General features: G+C 30.6%; 20 protein-coding genes. All 20 read left to right on the plus strand.

The window, feature by feature from the left end; genetic code table 11:
* The first annotated feature begins 55 nt into the window (after positions 1-55).
* The 20 genes from Q4487_RS09095 (at position 56) to Q4487_RS09190 (ending at position 15424) form a co-directional block, all read left to right on the plus strand.
* Entirely contained in the window at positions 56-949 is an 894-nt protein-coding gene (locus Q4487_RS09095) for a tyrosine-type recombinase/integrase (RefSeq protein ID WP_303539897.1), read from the plus strand.
* A 249-nt stretch (positions 950-1198) separates the two neighbouring features.
* Positions 1199-1630, plus strand: coding sequence for a hypothetical protein (locus Q4487_RS09100; RefSeq protein ID WP_303539895.1), 432 nt, complete (start codon positions 1199-1201; stop codon positions 1628-1630).
* A gap of 187 nt (positions 1631-1817) precedes the next feature.
* Entirely contained in the window at positions 1818-2354 is a 537-nt protein-coding gene (locus tag Q4487_RS09105) for a hypothetical protein (protein ID WP_303539893.1), read from the plus strand.
* 220 nt (positions 2355-2574) lie between these two features.
* Entirely contained in the window at positions 2575-3045 is a 471-nt protein-coding gene (locus Q4487_RS09110) for a DUF423 domain-containing protein (RefSeq protein ID WP_303539891.1), read from the plus strand.
* Between the two features lie 37 nt (positions 3046-3082).
* A complete protein-coding gene (locus tag Q4487_RS09115) occupies positions 3083-3235 on the plus strand; it encodes a hypothetical protein (protein ID WP_303539890.1) in 153 nt (50 codons plus the stop codon).
* Positions 3236-3265: 30 nt separating this feature from the next.
* The gene (locus Q4487_RS09120; protein ID WP_303539888.1) at positions 3266-3637 is read left to right on the plus strand and encodes a hypothetical protein; all 372 of its coding nucleotides are present in this window, start codon (positions 3266-3268) and stop codon (positions 3635-3637) included.
* Between the two features lie 8 nt (positions 3638-3645).
* Complete coding sequence (locus tag Q4487_RS09125) at positions 3646-4197, plus strand: hypothetical protein (RefSeq protein ID WP_303539886.1); 552 nt, start codon at positions 3646-3648, stop codon at positions 4195-4197.
* A gap of 150 nt (positions 4198-4347) precedes the next feature.
* The gene (locus tag Q4487_RS09130) at positions 4348-5652 is read left to right on the plus strand and encodes an ADP-ribosylglycohydrolase family protein (protein WP_303539884.1); all 1305 of its coding nucleotides are present in this window, start codon (positions 4348-4350) and stop codon (positions 5650-5652) included.
* Positions 5653-5872: 220 nt separating this feature from the next.
* A complete protein-coding gene (locus Q4487_RS09135) occupies positions 5873-6421 on the plus strand; it encodes a hypothetical protein (RefSeq protein ID WP_303539882.1) in 549 nt (182 codons plus the stop codon).
* Positions 6422-6634: 213 nt separating this feature from the next.
* On the plus strand, positions 6635-7513 hold the full coding sequence (locus tag Q4487_RS09140) for a hypothetical protein (protein ID WP_303539880.1): 879 nt from the start codon (positions 6635-6637) through the stop codon (positions 7511-7513).
* 201 nt (positions 7514-7714) lie between these two features.
* Positions 7715-7951, plus strand: coding sequence for a hypothetical protein (locus Q4487_RS09145; protein ID WP_303539878.1), 237 nt, complete (start codon positions 7715-7717; stop codon positions 7949-7951).
* Positions 7948-8295, plus strand: a complete 348-nt coding sequence (locus Q4487_RS09150; protein ID WP_303539877.1) for a hypothetical protein — start codon at positions 7948-7950, stop codon at positions 8293-8295. Before Q4487_RS09145 ends, Q4487_RS09150 begins: the two co-directional genes overlap by 4 nt.
* A 212-nt stretch (positions 8296-8507) precedes the next feature.
* Entirely contained in the window at positions 8508-9014 is a 507-nt protein-coding gene (locus Q4487_RS09155; protein WP_303539875.1) for a hypothetical protein, read from the plus strand.
* 168 nt (positions 9015-9182) lie between these two features.
* Positions 9183-9935: a hypothetical protein gene (locus Q4487_RS09160; protein ID WP_303539873.1), complete on the plus strand. Its 753-nt coding sequence runs from the start codon at positions 9183-9185 to the stop codon at positions 9933-9935.
* A 218-nt stretch (positions 9936-10153) separates the two neighbouring features.
* Positions 10154-10951 carry a phospholipase D-like domain-containing protein gene (locus Q4487_RS09165; protein WP_303539871.1) on the plus strand — a complete coding sequence of 266 codons (798 nt, stop codon included), beginning with the start codon at positions 10154-10156 and terminating at the stop codon, positions 10949-10951.
* Between the two features lie 207 nt (positions 10952-11158).
* Positions 11159-11578 (plus strand): hypothetical protein, encoded by a 420-nt coding sequence (locus Q4487_RS09170; RefSeq protein WP_077405338.1) that lies wholly within the window; start codon positions 11159-11161, stop codon positions 11576-11578.
* A complete protein-coding gene (locus Q4487_RS09175) occupies positions 11562-12332 on the plus strand; it encodes a tetratricopeptide repeat protein (protein WP_077405341.1) in 771 nt (256 codons plus the stop codon). The genes Q4487_RS09170 and Q4487_RS09175 overlap by 17 nt, the downstream gene beginning before the upstream one ends.
* A gap of 491 nt (positions 12333-12823) precedes the next feature.
* Positions 12824-13573: a hypothetical protein gene (locus Q4487_RS09180; protein ID WP_303539865.1), complete on the plus strand. Its 750-nt coding sequence runs from the start codon at positions 12824-12826 to the stop codon at positions 13571-13573.
* Between the two features lie 198 nt (positions 13574-13771).
* A complete protein-coding gene (locus tag Q4487_RS09185) occupies positions 13772-14692 on the plus strand; it encodes a hypothetical protein (RefSeq protein WP_303539863.1) in 921 nt (306 codons plus the stop codon).
* 147 nt (positions 14693-14839) lie between these two features.
* The gene (locus Q4487_RS09190) at positions 14840-15424 is read left to right on the plus strand and encodes a CHAP domain-containing protein (protein ID WP_303539861.1); all 585 of its coding nucleotides are present in this window, start codon (positions 14840-14842) and stop codon (positions 15422-15424) included.
* Positions 15425-15531 lie beyond the last annotated feature (107 nt).

Here is a 15531-nt window from a genome sequence, read left to right on the forward strand (position 1 = left end):
GTATATAAACGCTTAAATATAAACTTTTTAACTCTATTTTATTCATTTTTACACAATGAAACCTAATATAATAGCCACACAATTGCTGAAGACCGAAGAAATTAAACCAGATTATGCACTGGCTATATCTTTAATGCACGAAAAATTACTACTTAAAAACTATAGCAAAAACACCACTAAGACTTACTTACATATGTTTAAGCAGTTTTTAAAGTATACTTACCCAATGCCTTTATACAAAGTAAGCACCGCGCACATAACACATTACCACAAGGAGCTTATTACTAAGCAAAATATTTCTGCATCATACCAAAACCAAAGTATTAATGCTATAAAATTTTATATTGAAAAAGTACTAAACTTACCAAAAGTACAGTACGATTTTTGCAGACCTAGAAAAGCTAAAAAATTACCTAAAGTATTATCGTTACATGAGGTTGATAGTTTACTTAAGTGCACGTACAATATAAAACACAAAACTATTTTTATGATTATATATAGTTGTGGCTTACGCATATCTGAATGTTTAAATTTAAAAATTGAAGACATAGACTCTAAAAATATGCGGGTGTGGATAAGAAATGCAAAGGGTAATAAAGATAGAATTACATTATTGTCACCCACTATGCTACTACAACTAAGGGCGTATTACAAGTTATATAAGCCTAAAGAGTGGCTATTTGAAGGTGTAGAAGGCAAACAGTATAGTGCATCTAGCATTAGGCAAGTTTTTAACAGATCTAAAAGAAAAGCAAACATAAATATACCTGCAACCGTACATACTTTAAGGCATTCTTTTGCCACACATTTACTAGATGCAGGCACTAATTTAAGATTTATACAGCAATTACTTGGCCATAACAGTTCTAAAACTACAGAAATTTATACTCACGTAAGTACTACTAATCTTATAAATATTACAAGTCCTTTAGAAATGTTACCTAAATAATATTATATTTGAAAGAGAAATAAACGCAATAAACTGCGTTTACTAACTAGTTGGCAATAATATGACTGAACACAACGAAAAAACGAACAAATTGAATAAAACTGAAATTCTGACAAATCTATTGTGGACAGCATTCGGAATAATTGGCGGAATTAGTTATTATTCAAAATCGGAATATTTAATTTGCGGAATTATGTCTTTAATCGGAATTTTATACGCGTACAAACTGATTAAATCAATAGCGTGAAAATGAAAAAAATACACTTTGGAAATTTGAATAAAAAGGGTCGTTGGATTTTATTACCTCTGATTTTAATTGGGTTATTTCTAATAATTAATGGAGCCTTTGATTTTATTGAATTTACAAACCCTAAAACGAATAAATATTTGAACGCAATCGGATATCTAATAGTTTTCGGATTTAGTACTCAAATGTTCTGGTATCAGAATTATGTTCAGTGGAATAAAAGAGGAATCTTAATCAGAATAAAATCTTTCTTTGGGAAAAACATAAAATTTAAAGAAATAAAATCATCTCAATTGGTTGATAAAAAGTTGATTATAACTGAAACTTATGGAAATAAAATTGAGATTGACTTAACTCACATTGTCGAATCTGATGTTACTAAATTATACGAAATAGTAAAAGAAAATACTATTGCCAACACCGTGTATAATTAATTGCTCTGTTCTTCCCTACTTGCGAATATTCCTGCGGAATATTCACGGGTTCGTACAAGTTTGCTAACTTAGTTGCTAAACCACGCAACTAACCATACACAATCACGTTCTACACCATTTGAAAAAAACATTCGTCATATCATTAATATTCGGATTTCTAATTGGACTTCAGTCGTTGTCCGCTCAAATGACGACGAAATTTAACAGCGAAATTCATAAAAACATCTATCGAATTGAAGTTGATAATTACCAGTTAGTTGAACTAATCGAATTTAAAAATGGCGAATTTAAAGGCTCATTAAATCACAAAGTATTTAAACTTAATCGAAAAGAAAAAATTAAAGATAGTGTCTTCAATAAAATTACAATTCCAAGTAAAATGGTACAATCTCTAAGATTTAATTTGAATATTGGAGGATTTGAAAACCTAAAAGATTGTAATGAAATTGAAAATTGTATTTCAGGATTGGACGGAACAACAATATTATTTCAAACTGTGAAAAAAGATTTTGAAAATAATGCTTACTACTGGGAATTGACATCAGATTACTATTATAAACAAAACGATGTTGAATTACCAAACGAAGTAGTAAAAGCGAGAAGGTTACTTTCAAAAATTAATGAGCAATTTGATTTGAACAAACAATTTCAGAACTTTTTAAATAGACTTCCGAATGGCAGATATTTATACGGAATGATAATTATGAAAAAAGGACGTAGATAAAACGGTGTAGAACAACGTATATAGCTCATAGCTAATTAGTTGATTACCTAAAGTTATGACATATTTGGAAAGTCGCCAAATTTTAAAATTTGACGATTTCTAAGAAAAAAATAAATAGTGAAATTTAAAAATCTGGCTTGTGCTCAACCGAAAAATAATCGCTACTTATCACGCTACAAGCCATATACAAGACCGTTAGCAAACATTAAAAACCAGAAATATGAGAAAATGGAATTTTAAAATGAAAACTAACCCTAAAGAGGTAGCTTCAAAGTTAGAATCTGAACTGGGTTCAATTAAAAGTTTTGTTTTCCTAATAAATGGAACTGAGGATAATTCGTTCACTTTCAAAGTTCGAAAACGTATTTTATTTGCGTGGTATTTAATATTTCATAATCACGTTTCTGTAAAAGGCAATCTATCCAAAAGCAAAGAAGAAAACGGAACAAATGTAAATATTTCATTTGACCGACATCTTCTTACAAAAGCCGTTATTCTCACATACCTATTTATTGGATTATGTTGGACAATTTTACTGTTGACTAGTGCCAATAATAGTTTTTATATGTATCTAGTTGGAGGGATTGCATTGGCAGTGGGAATCATATTATGGCTTTATGAAAGAAAGGTGTTTGACAATAAAGTTGAGGAATACAGAACTTTGATTTCAGGTATTTTGAAAGCAAAATAACGTTTGCTAACAATGGCTATATCAAATAGGGCTTAAAGTGCTGAATTTAAAGGCTTGGGCTTGTTTACCAAATCCGCCAAATCTTTTGGATTTGGCAATTAAAAAAGAAAAAATAATTACAAAACAAAAAGCTCTGGCTCGCAGACCAGACGGAAACGAAAAGTTTCCTTGCCTGCCCTACTTGCCATAGCCGAACCGTTAGCAATAATTAACACCAACTATGAGTAAAACTACAATAGAAATATTATCATATACATCATTAGTTTTAGGATTAATTTTTAGTGTTATAGCAGTAGTTTGGTGGTATATAAAAATACGTGATCGATTGAATAAAAGTGTAGAAAGCAGTCGGACTATCAATGAAATCGGAATGAAAAGTCTTTTCTATAATCTTCCATCACTTATTGCTCTATGCATATTTATGATTCCCACTATTTACTTTTTTGGAAAACTTAAACAATTCAATTACTGCAAAGATGTTATTAAAGTCAACTCCAAAAGCAGTATTGGTTTCAACGAAAATTCACCTGACTTTATTGAAGATTGTGGATGTTATAACTTGGAAGAACTAAAAAAAGAAGCATTAAAATAAACAGCAAAATGGATATAAAAAAAAGACTTTTACTTGGAGGTGCAATTTTGGTAATTTCACTAGGAATTGTATTCTTTTGGTTCAAATCAAAATTAGATGCCATCGAAAAAGATACCGATAATAGCATAGCACTTTCTCAACATATAAAATCCGTTTTTAAATCTGGTTTTCCAGATTACGAATATGAACCAAATATAATAGAATGGGAAAATAATTTTCTAGTTTTAGAGTTAGCAGCAAATGCGAACTTTGATGTAAAGTATCGTACAAAAGTAAACGAACTTTTAGGAGTAGATAAAAATTATCCAGGAAATACAATTGATAAACTTATTGTCTTAGTTAATGCTAGTATCGTCAAAGGTGTTTATGAAGATACAACGGTGGAAGCAGAACAAAAGATTTACGAACTCAATTATATTGATTTGAAATTAAAACAAATTGTACGAATTGATACCGTTTATGGACCACTACCAAAAGAATATATCAAAGAAAATGACAGAAGAGGATATGTTAGACATCCTAATGATGAGGAGATAGTTGAAAAAATTAGAACCAAATGACTATTGCTAACAATGTATATAAAAAATAGGCGAACTAGTAGCAGAATCAAGGCTTTTGGCTCGTGGCAAACTTTGTGCTTAATCGAAATTTCAGTGCTTCGAAATCGCCTACTTTTCATATACTAACCGTTAGCACCAAGCAGAAAAAAAATGGAAATAGCAACTAAAGACAAATGGAAAACTATTCCAATGGATAATCCAAAAAGACTGGATGTATCTATATTTTTAAATTTTGAGCAATTAAATAAACTAAAATTAGGGTTAGTTCCAAACCAAATGGAAGATAAATGGTTTGTTTATTTCAATAATGATAATATCTATTTTAACCGTTCTTGGACAGGTTACGAAATTTTCAAAGCAAAACTGAATCTTAATGAAAATGGTTGTGAAATAAACGAATTTAGGGTTGAACAAAATCTTGAAAAGTACAAAGAAGCAGATGATGAAAGAAATATTTACAATTTCAAAAATCATATTGAATATCTCTCAAACAGAGAAATAAATAACCCTGTAAAGAACGGACTTTGGGGTTTAGTTATTGGAGATGCACTTGGCGTTCCTGTAGAATTCAAAAGCAGAGATTATCTAAAACAAAATCCATTAACCGATATGATTGGGTTTGGAACTTACAATCAACCAGAAGGGACTTGGTCTGATGATAGTTCTTTGGCATTTTGCCTTGCAGATGAATTAACAAAAGAACTAAACCTTCAAGAAATCGGGAATAGCTTTGTTAGGTGGTTTTATGAAAATCATTGGACACCTCACGGAAAAGTATTCGATATTGGAATTTCAACAAGAGAAGCAATAATTAGGTTAAAAAAAGGAGAAAAAGCTGAATTAGCGGGAAATTGGGAAGAAAACTCAAATGGGAATGGCTCATTAATGAGAATTCTACCGTTACTGTTTGAAGTTCAGAAAATTAAAGGCCGAATAGAAAAATATGATTTAATTAAAAAGGTTTCAAGTATTACCCACGGACATATTAGGTCTTGCTTAGCTTGTTTTTATTACCTTGAAATTGCCTCTTTTCTTAGTTCTGAGATTAAATATCCAATGACAGACGCTTACAAAGTTGCAAACCATTCTCTACTAAAACTAACAGAGGAACTGGATATAAATCCTAAAGAAATAAAGTTATTTGATAGAATAACGGGAGGTAATTTAGCAAAATTGAAAGAAAATTCTATTCAATCTTCGGGTTATGTAATTCATACACTTGAGGCTTCAATTTGGTGTTTATTGACAACAAAATCATATAAAGAAGCTGTTTTAAAAGCAATAAACTTAGGAGAAGACACAGATACAACTGGAGCTGTAGTTGGTGGATTAGCTGGACTTTTTTATGGCATTAACTCAATACCTAAAGAATGGATTGAAAAAATTGTAAGAAAAAAAGATATTGAGGAATTAACTAATAAATTAAGTGACAAGTACAAAATAGCCAGGTGCTAACAATGTATAAAAAACATAGGGCATTTGTGCTAAACCGAAAGTTCTGTGCTTATTTATGGAGTCCGCTAAATATAAAATTTGGCGTTTAAAGTAAAAAAGATAAAAGCAAAATATTTATATTTAGCTAAGTAATAAACCGAAACGATAGTGCTTATCACCTGCCCTACGTTTCTTATACTTAACGTTGCCAACCATTTACCAATCACACTCTGAAAACTGAATGAGAAAGAAAAAAGCCATTAGAATACTTGAGGAACAGAAGCAAAAAGTTTTAAGTCCCGACCACCCAAATAACCAAGAATGGATTTTTGAAACTGCTTCGTATATAAAAGACTTTTTCGGATTTGAATCAACCGAATATGCGTGGATTGCACAATTTAAATGGCACGTAAAAACATTAAATACTGACTTTGCCAGTAACGAAGAAATTAGAGAAATGTTAGCCGAAAAACCGAAAAAGGTTGTTTCTTTTTTAGACAACTGTAAGCGGATTTTAGAAAACAAAGGTCTATTTAAAGAACTGAAAAACAATCTATTATCTGACAAAAGCAACGCAGCTTTAATTGGAACAATATTTACCATTTCTTCTATCGTTTTTGGAATTGGATTTTATTTCGGAACTGAAAAGACAAATAATGAACTTATTAGAACCGAAAATAAACTCGTTAAATTAAAAGATTCACTTTCTCTGATTAAGACCTTCGATTCTACCAATGGAATGACCAATGATAAAGAAAAGATTACAAAGCCCGAGAACAATGACAATTAACAGAGGAATATTTATAAACATAATATTTGATTTTAAAATTAATAATCTGAAACAAAAAACGGTTGGCAACAATGTATAACCGCAATTACGGCGGATTCGACTACGTCCGAATCCACTCGGAATTGCTAAAGTCTGTGCTAAACCGAAAAACATTAACTTTAATCCCGTAACTTCGGTTATACCTACCGTTATGTATAATATAAAAAAACAAAAATGACTGCATTTAATCAAAATAAAGTATTAGAAGAAAGAGCCTTTTATGGTCTAAATTGGGGGTATTATATGAAAGGTAATTCTGCTAAAGAAGGTAGACTACTACCATTTATTTTTTTATACAAACTAGATAAAAGAATAAAAATTATAAATTTTCAAGAAGGAGAAGATAATTTTGAAATAGCTATGAATATTCTTTCTAAATCAAACGAAGATTTTGACCAATATATTGTTGGATATCAAGGACAAATGATTTTAAGTGAAACAAAAGTTCCAAGTGACGTAATTATTGTTAAAGCTTTTGACAGGAGACAAGAATTAGGAGCATTTATTGCTCAAAAATATAGACTAACAAAAGACAGTATAATAGGAATAGTAAGAGAAGACGGTCCAATCTATATCAAAAATCTGCCTATGTCTCTTCCTCGTATCACTATTGAAGATTTAATAGAATTACCTGAATTAGGAACAAATTTTATAAAAGCTAAAAATAAAGAGAATCCTAATAAAATAGATTTGAGTATTTTAATTAGACATAATTCTGAAAATGAAATTTATTTTTATTTAAAAGATTGTCTAGGAGGTTGGATAGAAAGATTTTTAGAAGAAGATTATAGTGGCCTTTTTTTTGTAAACATAGCTCATAATGAATCTTTGAATACTCGTTTTTTAAGTTTTATTCTTAAGGATGCTTTTCAAACAATTTATACTTCAAAATTTGTACAAGACAATTTTACTTCAAAACAAATTGGGTTGACCTTTAAGGTTGATTATGGTTTTAATCATGAGGTTCTAGTAAATGAAACTACTCAAGATGCTATAAATGAAATAAATGACCTGAAGAACATATTATCAAATGTTAATACAAAAGAAAAGTAGAAAACAGAAATAAAATCTAATAAAAAATGGTGGGAGTTTTGGAGATAAATACTATACATAACAATAGCTATAAGCAATAGCTCGGGTTCGGGTTTGAAAAGCGAAAGGTTGGGTTTATTTGCTAATTTTGTTGAATAAAACATACTAAAGGCTTTTTTCACGCTACTGCCCATAGCCAAACCGTTACCCAACATTTGAAAAATGGAAACCAATGAAACATATCGTTTATATTTAAGAGATTTAGTTTATCTCTTAAAAGAACGTCACACTGAATTAAAAAATGAAATTGGAAAAGACGATTTTAAAAGTGGAATTGAATTCGGATATTATGCTATTATTGACCTAATAGAAAATCAAGCTGACTCATTTCAAATTGACACTTCTGAATTCGGATTTAACGACTTTGAAAAGTTTGAGAATAAAAAAGGAACTGAATGAAAGAAAGACCTGTTTTGATTTCAGCAATAATTCTGACTATAGTAGTCGAACTAATTTTAATGGTTTTCGTTTATAATAAAGTTGGAAGTGAAAGACTTCCTTCTCAAATTGGTCGTCTGACTTTTCAACTGATTTTAATTACGCTGATTATAACTCGGAAATCAAATGTTGCACTTTTTTTGTTAGTGGCTTATCATATTGTTTCTGGTCTTTTTGGTTTGTATTCGAAAGGCTCAACGGAATTACTAGGACAAATATTAATTGGTTTTCATTTCATAATTGGAATAATTATATATTTCCACGATTGGATTGAAAACAAAATCGGAATAAAAAACGTTGGGTAACACCGTGTATAATTAATTGCTTTGGCAAGTGCTTATTTGGAAAATTCCTTCGGAATTTTCTCGCGTTCGTTTTTGTTTACTAAATTAGTTGCTTAAACACGCAACTAACCATACACAAAACCGTTGGCAATAATTAAAACCAAATGAGAAACCTACTGATTTTATTAATGTTTTTTACTTTCAACGGACTGATTTCGCAAGAAATAATCGGAATGAAAGAAGTCTACATTGAAAATAATTTGGTTTATATAAACGCAACTGACGAACCCTTTACTGGAATTACTCAAAGCAAACGAAAAAACGGACATTTAGTTTATGAAGAGGAATATAAAAATGGAATTATTCTGTCGAGTAATTTATATTATAATGGAAAAGAAATAAGAGTTTCCAATAAAACGATATATAATCCGAATAAACCATTAGTCCTTTCAAAAGAAATTAAATATCATTTGGATGGCGAAATTTTTGAAACAACAACTTATAATGACGACGGAATAAAAATCCTTGTAGAACAATTTGAAAAAGGGAAATTAACGTATAGTTGTCAATATTTAGGAAAAAAGAAACACGGACTTCAGTTGGGTTATGGAGAAAACGGAGAGGAAATGACTTATCGATGTGAATTTATTAACGGAAAGAAAAACGGAACGGAATATTGCCTGAATGACGACGGAACTGAAACCAAAAAGGAATATCGTAACGGAAAGAAAATAAAATAACTATTGCCAACACCGTATATAAAAAATTGCTGGTGTTAGGCTAAAACAAAGGTCGTTGCACGTTTACTACGTCTGAATTTCCTTCGGAAATTCCTCGCACGCAAACACGCAACTTTCCATATACAACAACGTTAGCGGTAATTAAACGAACCAGACTGAATATTGAATATGCAAAAAAATTATCAGAAAGAATATATCAACATTTCGACTGAGTTCAGAAAGTCTAAAAACTCAAAAGAAAGCGCTGGAAAATTATTTGACTTACTCTATGAATTAGAGAAAGTGAATAGGTCTCAAAACGAAGAAAAAATACTTTCAGATATCTACTCTCTTTTAGGTTTTCATAAGTCTGCGTATGAAGTTTATGAACCAACTGCCGACTTGACAAATAGAAAAGAAACAAAAAAGCTCTACACTTTAGAACAAAAAGCAAAGTCACACGCCAATAATTTTGCAATAAAGGACATTAGGAAATTGCGTAAGAAAAAAGAACCGGTAAAACTTTTATTCGAAGATTTTGAAATTGACGAGAATGAAGAAAACAAGAACAGGTTTCTATTAAAAAATAAGGATATTGTAATTTTCAATAAGCTTGTAAAAAAAGAAAAGTTTGAAATCTACATTTATGGAAATCACAAATTTGAAGATTATATTCCAAAAATTATAGAATATATTTCTTGGCTAGGAAATTGTCAAAATGAACTCATTTACTTTTATAATTCAGAATTGAGTGGACATATAGATGAAACTGCTAATAAAGATTGGTACGACAGTTTGGATATTTTTAGAACAAGAGTTATTGTTGGACAAAATGAGAAATTATTTTCTGAAATTTCAGGTGGAGATGAATTTATGTCTGACCACATTTTAGATATAGAAACGGAAGAACGAAAAATAAAAGGAATGAGTTACGATGGATAACAAAAAAACTACCGCTAACACGGTGTATAAAACATAGCTAATAAGTGCTAAACCGAAAGGTTTCTGTATATTCGGGAAGTCCACCAAATTTTTAATTTGGCTTTTAAGATTGATAAGTTAAAAACAAAATATAAAAATTCGGCTCTGTGTTAATCCGAAAAGTTAGCGTCTTTTTACACGCTACGTTTCATACACAAACCGTTACCAACAAGTAAAAAATGACCCTAACAGATTTCACAATAAATAGTTTGAAGGAATTTATTTCTGGAGATAATGAACTTACACCATATTTAAGTGGACCAAAAATAATTAAGTTATTTAATGAAGTTGGTGTAAAAGAGATGTATGAAAAATCAGGAATGCCGAGAAACGAAAGCAGGAATGAATATATAAATACTACTCTAAAAGGTTTAAACGGAACTAAAAATATTGTTAAGGTATTCGAACTACTTTTTGACCCAAGACATTTTGTTGCTGACCCAAATAAAGACATAAATGAAGCGGTTGAAAAGATAAATCCATTATTACAACAAGATGGATATAAGTTAGAAAATATTGACGGCAAATTTAAGATTATAGGTTCCGATTTACCAGAAGAAATAGAAGTTGAAATCCATTTTGAAGAAATTCAAGCCCAAATAATAGAACAAATTAGGAGTGCTAAATTCTCAATTTGGGTTGCTGTAGCGTGGTTTACAGATAAAGTAATAGCCAGAGAACTTTATAACAAAAAAAAAGAAGGATTAAATGTTCGAATTGTAGTTCTTGACGATGAAATCAATAAAGAGTACGGAATCGATTATGAAAAACACTTTGACGCAAAAAGAGTTCCAAAAGAAGGAGCATTCGAAAACATAATGCATCATAAATTTTGTGTGATAGATTTAAAGACTGTGATTCACGGTTCTTATAATTGGACAAATAAAGCACGCTGGAATAAAGAGACCATTTCGATTGACAACAGTCGAGAACTAGCAGAAAAATTTGCAACACAATTTATTGAACTGAATAAATAACCAGTTGGTAACACTGTATAAAAAACATAGGGCGTTTGTGCTAACCCGAAAGGTCTGTGTTTATTTACAAAGTCCGCTAAATATAAAATTTGGCGTTTATAGAAGAAAAGATAAAAGCAAAATATTTATATTTAGCTAAGTAATAAACCGAAACGAAAGTGCTTATCAACCGCACTACGTTTCTTATACTGAACGTTGTAACCAATTATGAAAAAAATTCTCGTCCTATCAATATTGCTTTTCTCAATTCAATCTTTTTCGCAAGAAAGCAATGATTGTGATGATAGCATTGTGCCTTACTGGTGGAATGGAACAAACAGCAGAATTGAAGGCGAAAGTCCGACTTTAAGAAAAGCCTTCAAAGAAATTCAATTAACCGAAATTGAACCAAAAAATGGATTTATAACATTGAGGTTAAATATTTCGAAAATAGGAAACCTTTGCGATATTGAAACATTCCAAATTGACGAGAATTATAAAAGTACTGAATTTAATAATGGACAATTAGTTAAAGAATTAGAACAAATTGCCAAAGGACTTACGAATTGGAAAAGAGATAAAGATTATAAAACGTACAACCTAATCAGGCTAAAAATTAAAAACGGACGGATTGAAGAAATTTTTTAAAATATTTGGTTACATAGTTGGTGCTATTTTAGTCATTGCAATAGGTTTTGGAATCTACCTCTATTTTTGGAACGAAAATAGGATTGAGAAATCTAAAGAATTATCCCAACGAATTGAAAATTTTGAATCGCAAGACAGTGATGAATATATGGAATACTCTGTCCATTTAAACAAAGCTGGAGATTTTGAAAATGGATTCAAATATTTAAATAAAGCAGTAGAACTCGACCCAAAATTACATTTAGGTTACAGAGGTTGGATACGCTTGAGGAAAATGAGAGACTATTACAAAGCTCTCGAAGATTTTGACCAACTTGACAGTCTAACACCAAATTTTGTAGATGCGCCTTGGGGAGAAGATATTGACTTTTTGAGAGGAGAATGTTATTTCGGAAAAAAAGAATATAAAAAAGCGATTGATTTTTTTAATCGCAATATCAAAAACCAAAAAGAGGATTGGGCTGATATTCATAGTTTCGTTTATCTCGGACTTTGTGAATACCAACTGGGTAATTACGAAAAAGCGATTACAGAATTTCAAAGAGCTTTAAAACAGACTGAAAATGTTCCTGAATCCTATTTTGGAATGGCAAAAGCCTACCAAAAACTTGGGCAAATAGAAAAAGTAAAAGAAAATATTTTAAAGGCCGAAAATAGTATTCATTACAAAAGAGATGATGTATACAATGAGTTTCTTAACGAAATTTATTTGTCTGAAATATTGGAATTTAAACAAAAACTGAACAATAAATAACTGGTTACAACAACGTGTATAATTAATTGCTTTGGTTGTTGCTTATTTGGAAAATTCCTTCGGAATTTTCTCGCGTTCGTTTTTGTTTACTAAATTAGTTGCTTAAACACGCAACTAACCATACACAAGACCGTTATATTTAATAGCTCGGCATTGTTTGATACAATGCATCACTCAGATGCAAGTAATACGTAGATGGACTCCGACTCGGTTGAATAAAAAAAATTGAAGCTGATTACGGAGGGTTACGATGATAGATTTTTTAAAAAAACTTTTCTGCCTAATTAAAGCTTTAAAACTTCGCTTTATTTCTTTTTTGCCGCTAAGCTGCTCGTCTCGCCAAAAAATATAACACCGTATAAATTTAATTGCTAAATTTAAACATTAATTAAGGTCATTGCTCATTTGCTAAGCCCGAATTTCCTTCGGAAACTCTTTGCTCGCAAACACGCAACTAACCTTATACGAACCGTTAGCAAACATTTACTAAAATGTCAGCAGATTTAAAAAAATACAGTATTTCACAGGAAGAAATAAAAAAAATACCTCAAAAAAAAGGAGAGGATTCTGATTTCAAAAAATATAGCAAGGAAGGCAAATCAACAACTTGGGTTTTATTGGTTAATGAAACAATGAAGTATCTAACCCAAGTAAACTCAAAAGGTAATTTTTATGCTGGATTTATGCCTGAACCGTATTTGCTTTTTCTATCAAATTCTAAGTCATTAAACAACAAAATAAAAGAGCTTGAGAATGGATTCAAACTGAATGTGGATACAGAATTAAAAGTAAGTGAAAATTTCAAATTAAAAGTACTAAACCAAGAAGCCTACAATCAATACACATTGAACAAAGTAAGTTCCGTTATTTTCCTAATTATGTCGGTGGAATCATTCATCAATACTCTTATACCAGAGAATTTTGAGATAGTAAAAGACAAGGGAAAGGACACTAAAATTGAGATTGAGAAAAGTTACCAATTAAAAGAAAAATTTCGCGAAGTTATTCCCAGAATTAAAGAAATTACGGATACTATAGAATATCAAAATAGGTACTCGAAAATACTACAATTGAACAGAATTAGAAATAGTTTTATCCATCTAAAAACATCCTCTAATGGAAATCCATTAGACCCGTATTTAGAGGATTTCGAAAAACTAATCGCTATGGATTTGGATAAAGAACGTAAAAATATAGAGCTGCTATTAGATAGTATTAATGCGTTGAAAAACGTTTGCTAACAATGCCTAAATGTAATGCGGACTTAAGGGCTAAATCGAAAGGTCTGTGTATATTTATAATGTCGCTAAATCTTATGGATTTAGCTTTGGACAAGAAAAAATAAAACTAAACAATAAGCTTTAGCTTTGTGCGAAGACGGAAACGAAAAAGTTTCCTTGCCTCCGCACTACGCTTAGCCGAGACGTTAGCCACAATGTATGCCAACCAGCCTAAGTAAAGAAATAAGAGACATACTGAATCATCCTTGGAAGAGAGAATTACTATTTCAAGACAAAGTTAAATGGAATAAAATCTGGGCTTCATTGGATACATTCGATGATACTCAAGAGGCTATAGATTATTATCTAAAACTAGACGAGTTTGGTCCATATAACGGAGGATACCTTTTCATTTATGGTGTTTTACAAGCCATAAACTTACAACAAGATGCTTTAAACAATCTACTTACAGCATTGTCCAACAAGACAATTAACTGGAAAATTGAGTATCCTGAATTATATAAAATTAGAGAACATAGAAATGATTCAATTGGACACCCAACAAAAAGAGGAAATGATAAATCATTCCATATGATAGGAAGAAACTCAATATCAAATGGAGGTTTTACTCTTGCTTCTTATTTTCCAAAAAGTGGAGATAAATCGAAATTTGAAGATATAAATGTTATTGAGTGTATTAAATCACAAACTGAGTTATTAAAAATTATTCTCTCTAATACAATGGACAAATTAACTAACGAATTTAAAGAACATAAAAATAAATTTAAAGGAGATAAGATAAGAAATGTAATTCCTAATACATATGACTATCATATTTCTAAATTATTTGAACACGCCTATGGAGATTATCCAATAGTGGATGTTAATTTTAAAATGATTCAAGAAACTATTGATAAAATAAAAATAGAAGTTGAGAAAAGGTATTTTAAAATTAATGCTTTACAAGGGTTAGAAGACACATTAAATTTAATCACATACATTTTAAAAAGGCTTGAGAAAACATTGATTAAAAACAAAATTAGTGACGAAAATGAATTGAGAATTTTCATTCAATCTTTAAGACAAAACTCAGAAGAATTATTTGAAATGGTAGATGAAATAGACTCTGAATTTGAATAAAAACACAGTGGCTAACACCTGTATAATTTCATTGCTGGTTATATCCTGCTTACGAAAGTCCTCGCAGACTTTCTATCTGTGATTTATTTGCTAACTTTAGTGCTTAATACACGCAACGAAATCATACACAAAAACACTACTAACGAATTGAAAAAACGATTTTTACTAATACTCGGAGTCCTGATTATACTAGTTATTGGGTTTTTCCTATCTAAAAAAATCAATCTGAATCCGAATTATGAAGTCGGACAAAAAATTGATAGTCTGAACGGAGTTGCAGTTTATTATAATGGCGGAGTTGGAAATGTGGACGGAAGAGCGTTAGCAGAAGATGGTTATAATCTTGGACTGAAATACCAATGTGTGGAATTCGTAAAACGATATTATTACGAGGAACTGAATCACAAAATGCCTGACAGTTATGGACACGCAAAAGACTTTTTTAATTCACAAATCAATGATGGAGAATTAAACAAACAGCGCAATTTAAAGCAGTATACAAATCCAAGTAAATCCAAACCGAAAAAAAATGATTTAATAATTTACTCAGGAACTACTCTGAACAAATATGGACACGTTTCTATAGTATCTAAAGTAACCGAAAACGAAATTGAAATTATTCAACAAAATCCAGGACCATTCGGAAAATCAAGAGAAGCATATGGCTTGATAAATGAAGACGGAGAATGGAAAATAAAAAATGACCGGATTTTAGGTTGGTTAAGAAAATAAGGAAAAGTGCTATTTACAACTACATATAATTTATTCCTAGTTCTAGCTTATTTACGAATCCCCAAGCGTCGGGACTAGCGGACTTTCTATCTGTGATTTATTTGCTA

Origin of the sequence: Cellulophaga sp. 3_MG-2023 (assembly GCF_030546975.1) — a bacterium.
Classification (GTDB): Bacteria; Bacteroidota; Bacteroidia; order Flavobacteriales; family Flavobacteriaceae; genus Cellulophaga.

Bases quoted from the DNA above. Each gene is read 5' to 3' on its own strand.
- Q4487_RS09145 (WP_303539878.1), top strand. From the start codon at position 7,715: ATGGAAACCAATGAAACATATCGTTTATATTTAAGAGATTTAGTTTAT.
- Q4487_RS09180 (WP_303539865.1), top strand. From the start codon at position 12,824: ATGTCAGCAGATTTAAAAAAATACAGTATTTCACAGGAAGAAATAAAA.
- Q4487_RS09120 (WP_303539888.1), top strand. From the start codon at position 3,266: ATGAGTAAAACTACAATAGAAATATTATCATATACATCATTAGTTTTA.
- Q4487_RS09125 (WP_303539886.1), top strand. From the start codon at position 3,646: ATGGATATAAAAAAAAGACTTTTACTTGGAGGTGCAATTTTGGTAATT.
- Q4487_RS09165 (WP_303539871.1), top strand. From the start codon at position 10,154: ATGACCCTAACAGATTTCACAATAAATAGTTTGAAGGAATTTATTTCT.
- Q4487_RS09095 (WP_303539897.1), top strand. From the start codon at position 56: ATGAAACCTAATATAATAGCCACACAATTGCTGAAGACCGAAGAAATT.
- Q4487_RS09110 (WP_303539891.1), top strand. From the start codon at position 2,575: ATGAGAAAATGGAATTTTAAAATGAAAACTAACCCTAAAGAGGTAGCT.
- Q4487_RS09160 (WP_303539873.1), top strand. From the start codon at position 9,183: ATGCAAAAAAATTATCAGAAAGAATATATCAACATTTCGACTGAGTTC.
- Q4487_RS09185 (WP_303539863.1), top strand. From the start codon at position 13,772: ATGCCAACCAGCCTAAGTAAAGAAATAAGAGACATACTGAATCATCCT.
- Q4487_RS09105 (WP_303539893.1), top strand. From the start codon at position 1,818: ATGACGACGAAATTTAACAGCGAAATTCATAAAAACATCTATCGAATT.
- Q4487_RS09135 (WP_303539882.1), top strand. From the start codon at position 5,873: ATGAGAAAGAAAAAAGCCATTAGAATACTTGAGGAACAGAAGCAAAAA.
- Q4487_RS09155 (WP_303539875.1), top strand. From the start codon at position 8,508: ATGAAAGAAGTCTACATTGAAAATAATTTGGTTTATATAAACGCAACT.
- Q4487_RS09170 (WP_077405338.1), top strand. From the start codon at position 11,159: ATGAAAAAAATTCTCGTCCTATCAATATTGCTTTTCTCAATTCAATCT.
- Q4487_RS09140 (WP_303539880.1), top strand. From the start codon at position 6,635: ATGACTGCATTTAATCAAAATAAAGTATTAGAAGAAAGAGCCTTTTAT.
- Q4487_RS09100 (WP_303539895.1), top strand. From the start codon at position 1,199: ATGAAAAAAATACACTTTGGAAATTTGAATAAAAAGGGTCGTTGGATT.
- Q4487_RS09150 (WP_303539877.1), top strand. From the start codon at position 7,948: ATGAAAGAAAGACCTGTTTTGATTTCAGCAATAATTCTGACTATAGTA.
- Q4487_RS09130 (WP_303539884.1), top strand. From the start codon at position 4,348: ATGGAAATAGCAACTAAAGACAAATGGAAAACTATTCCAATGGATAAT.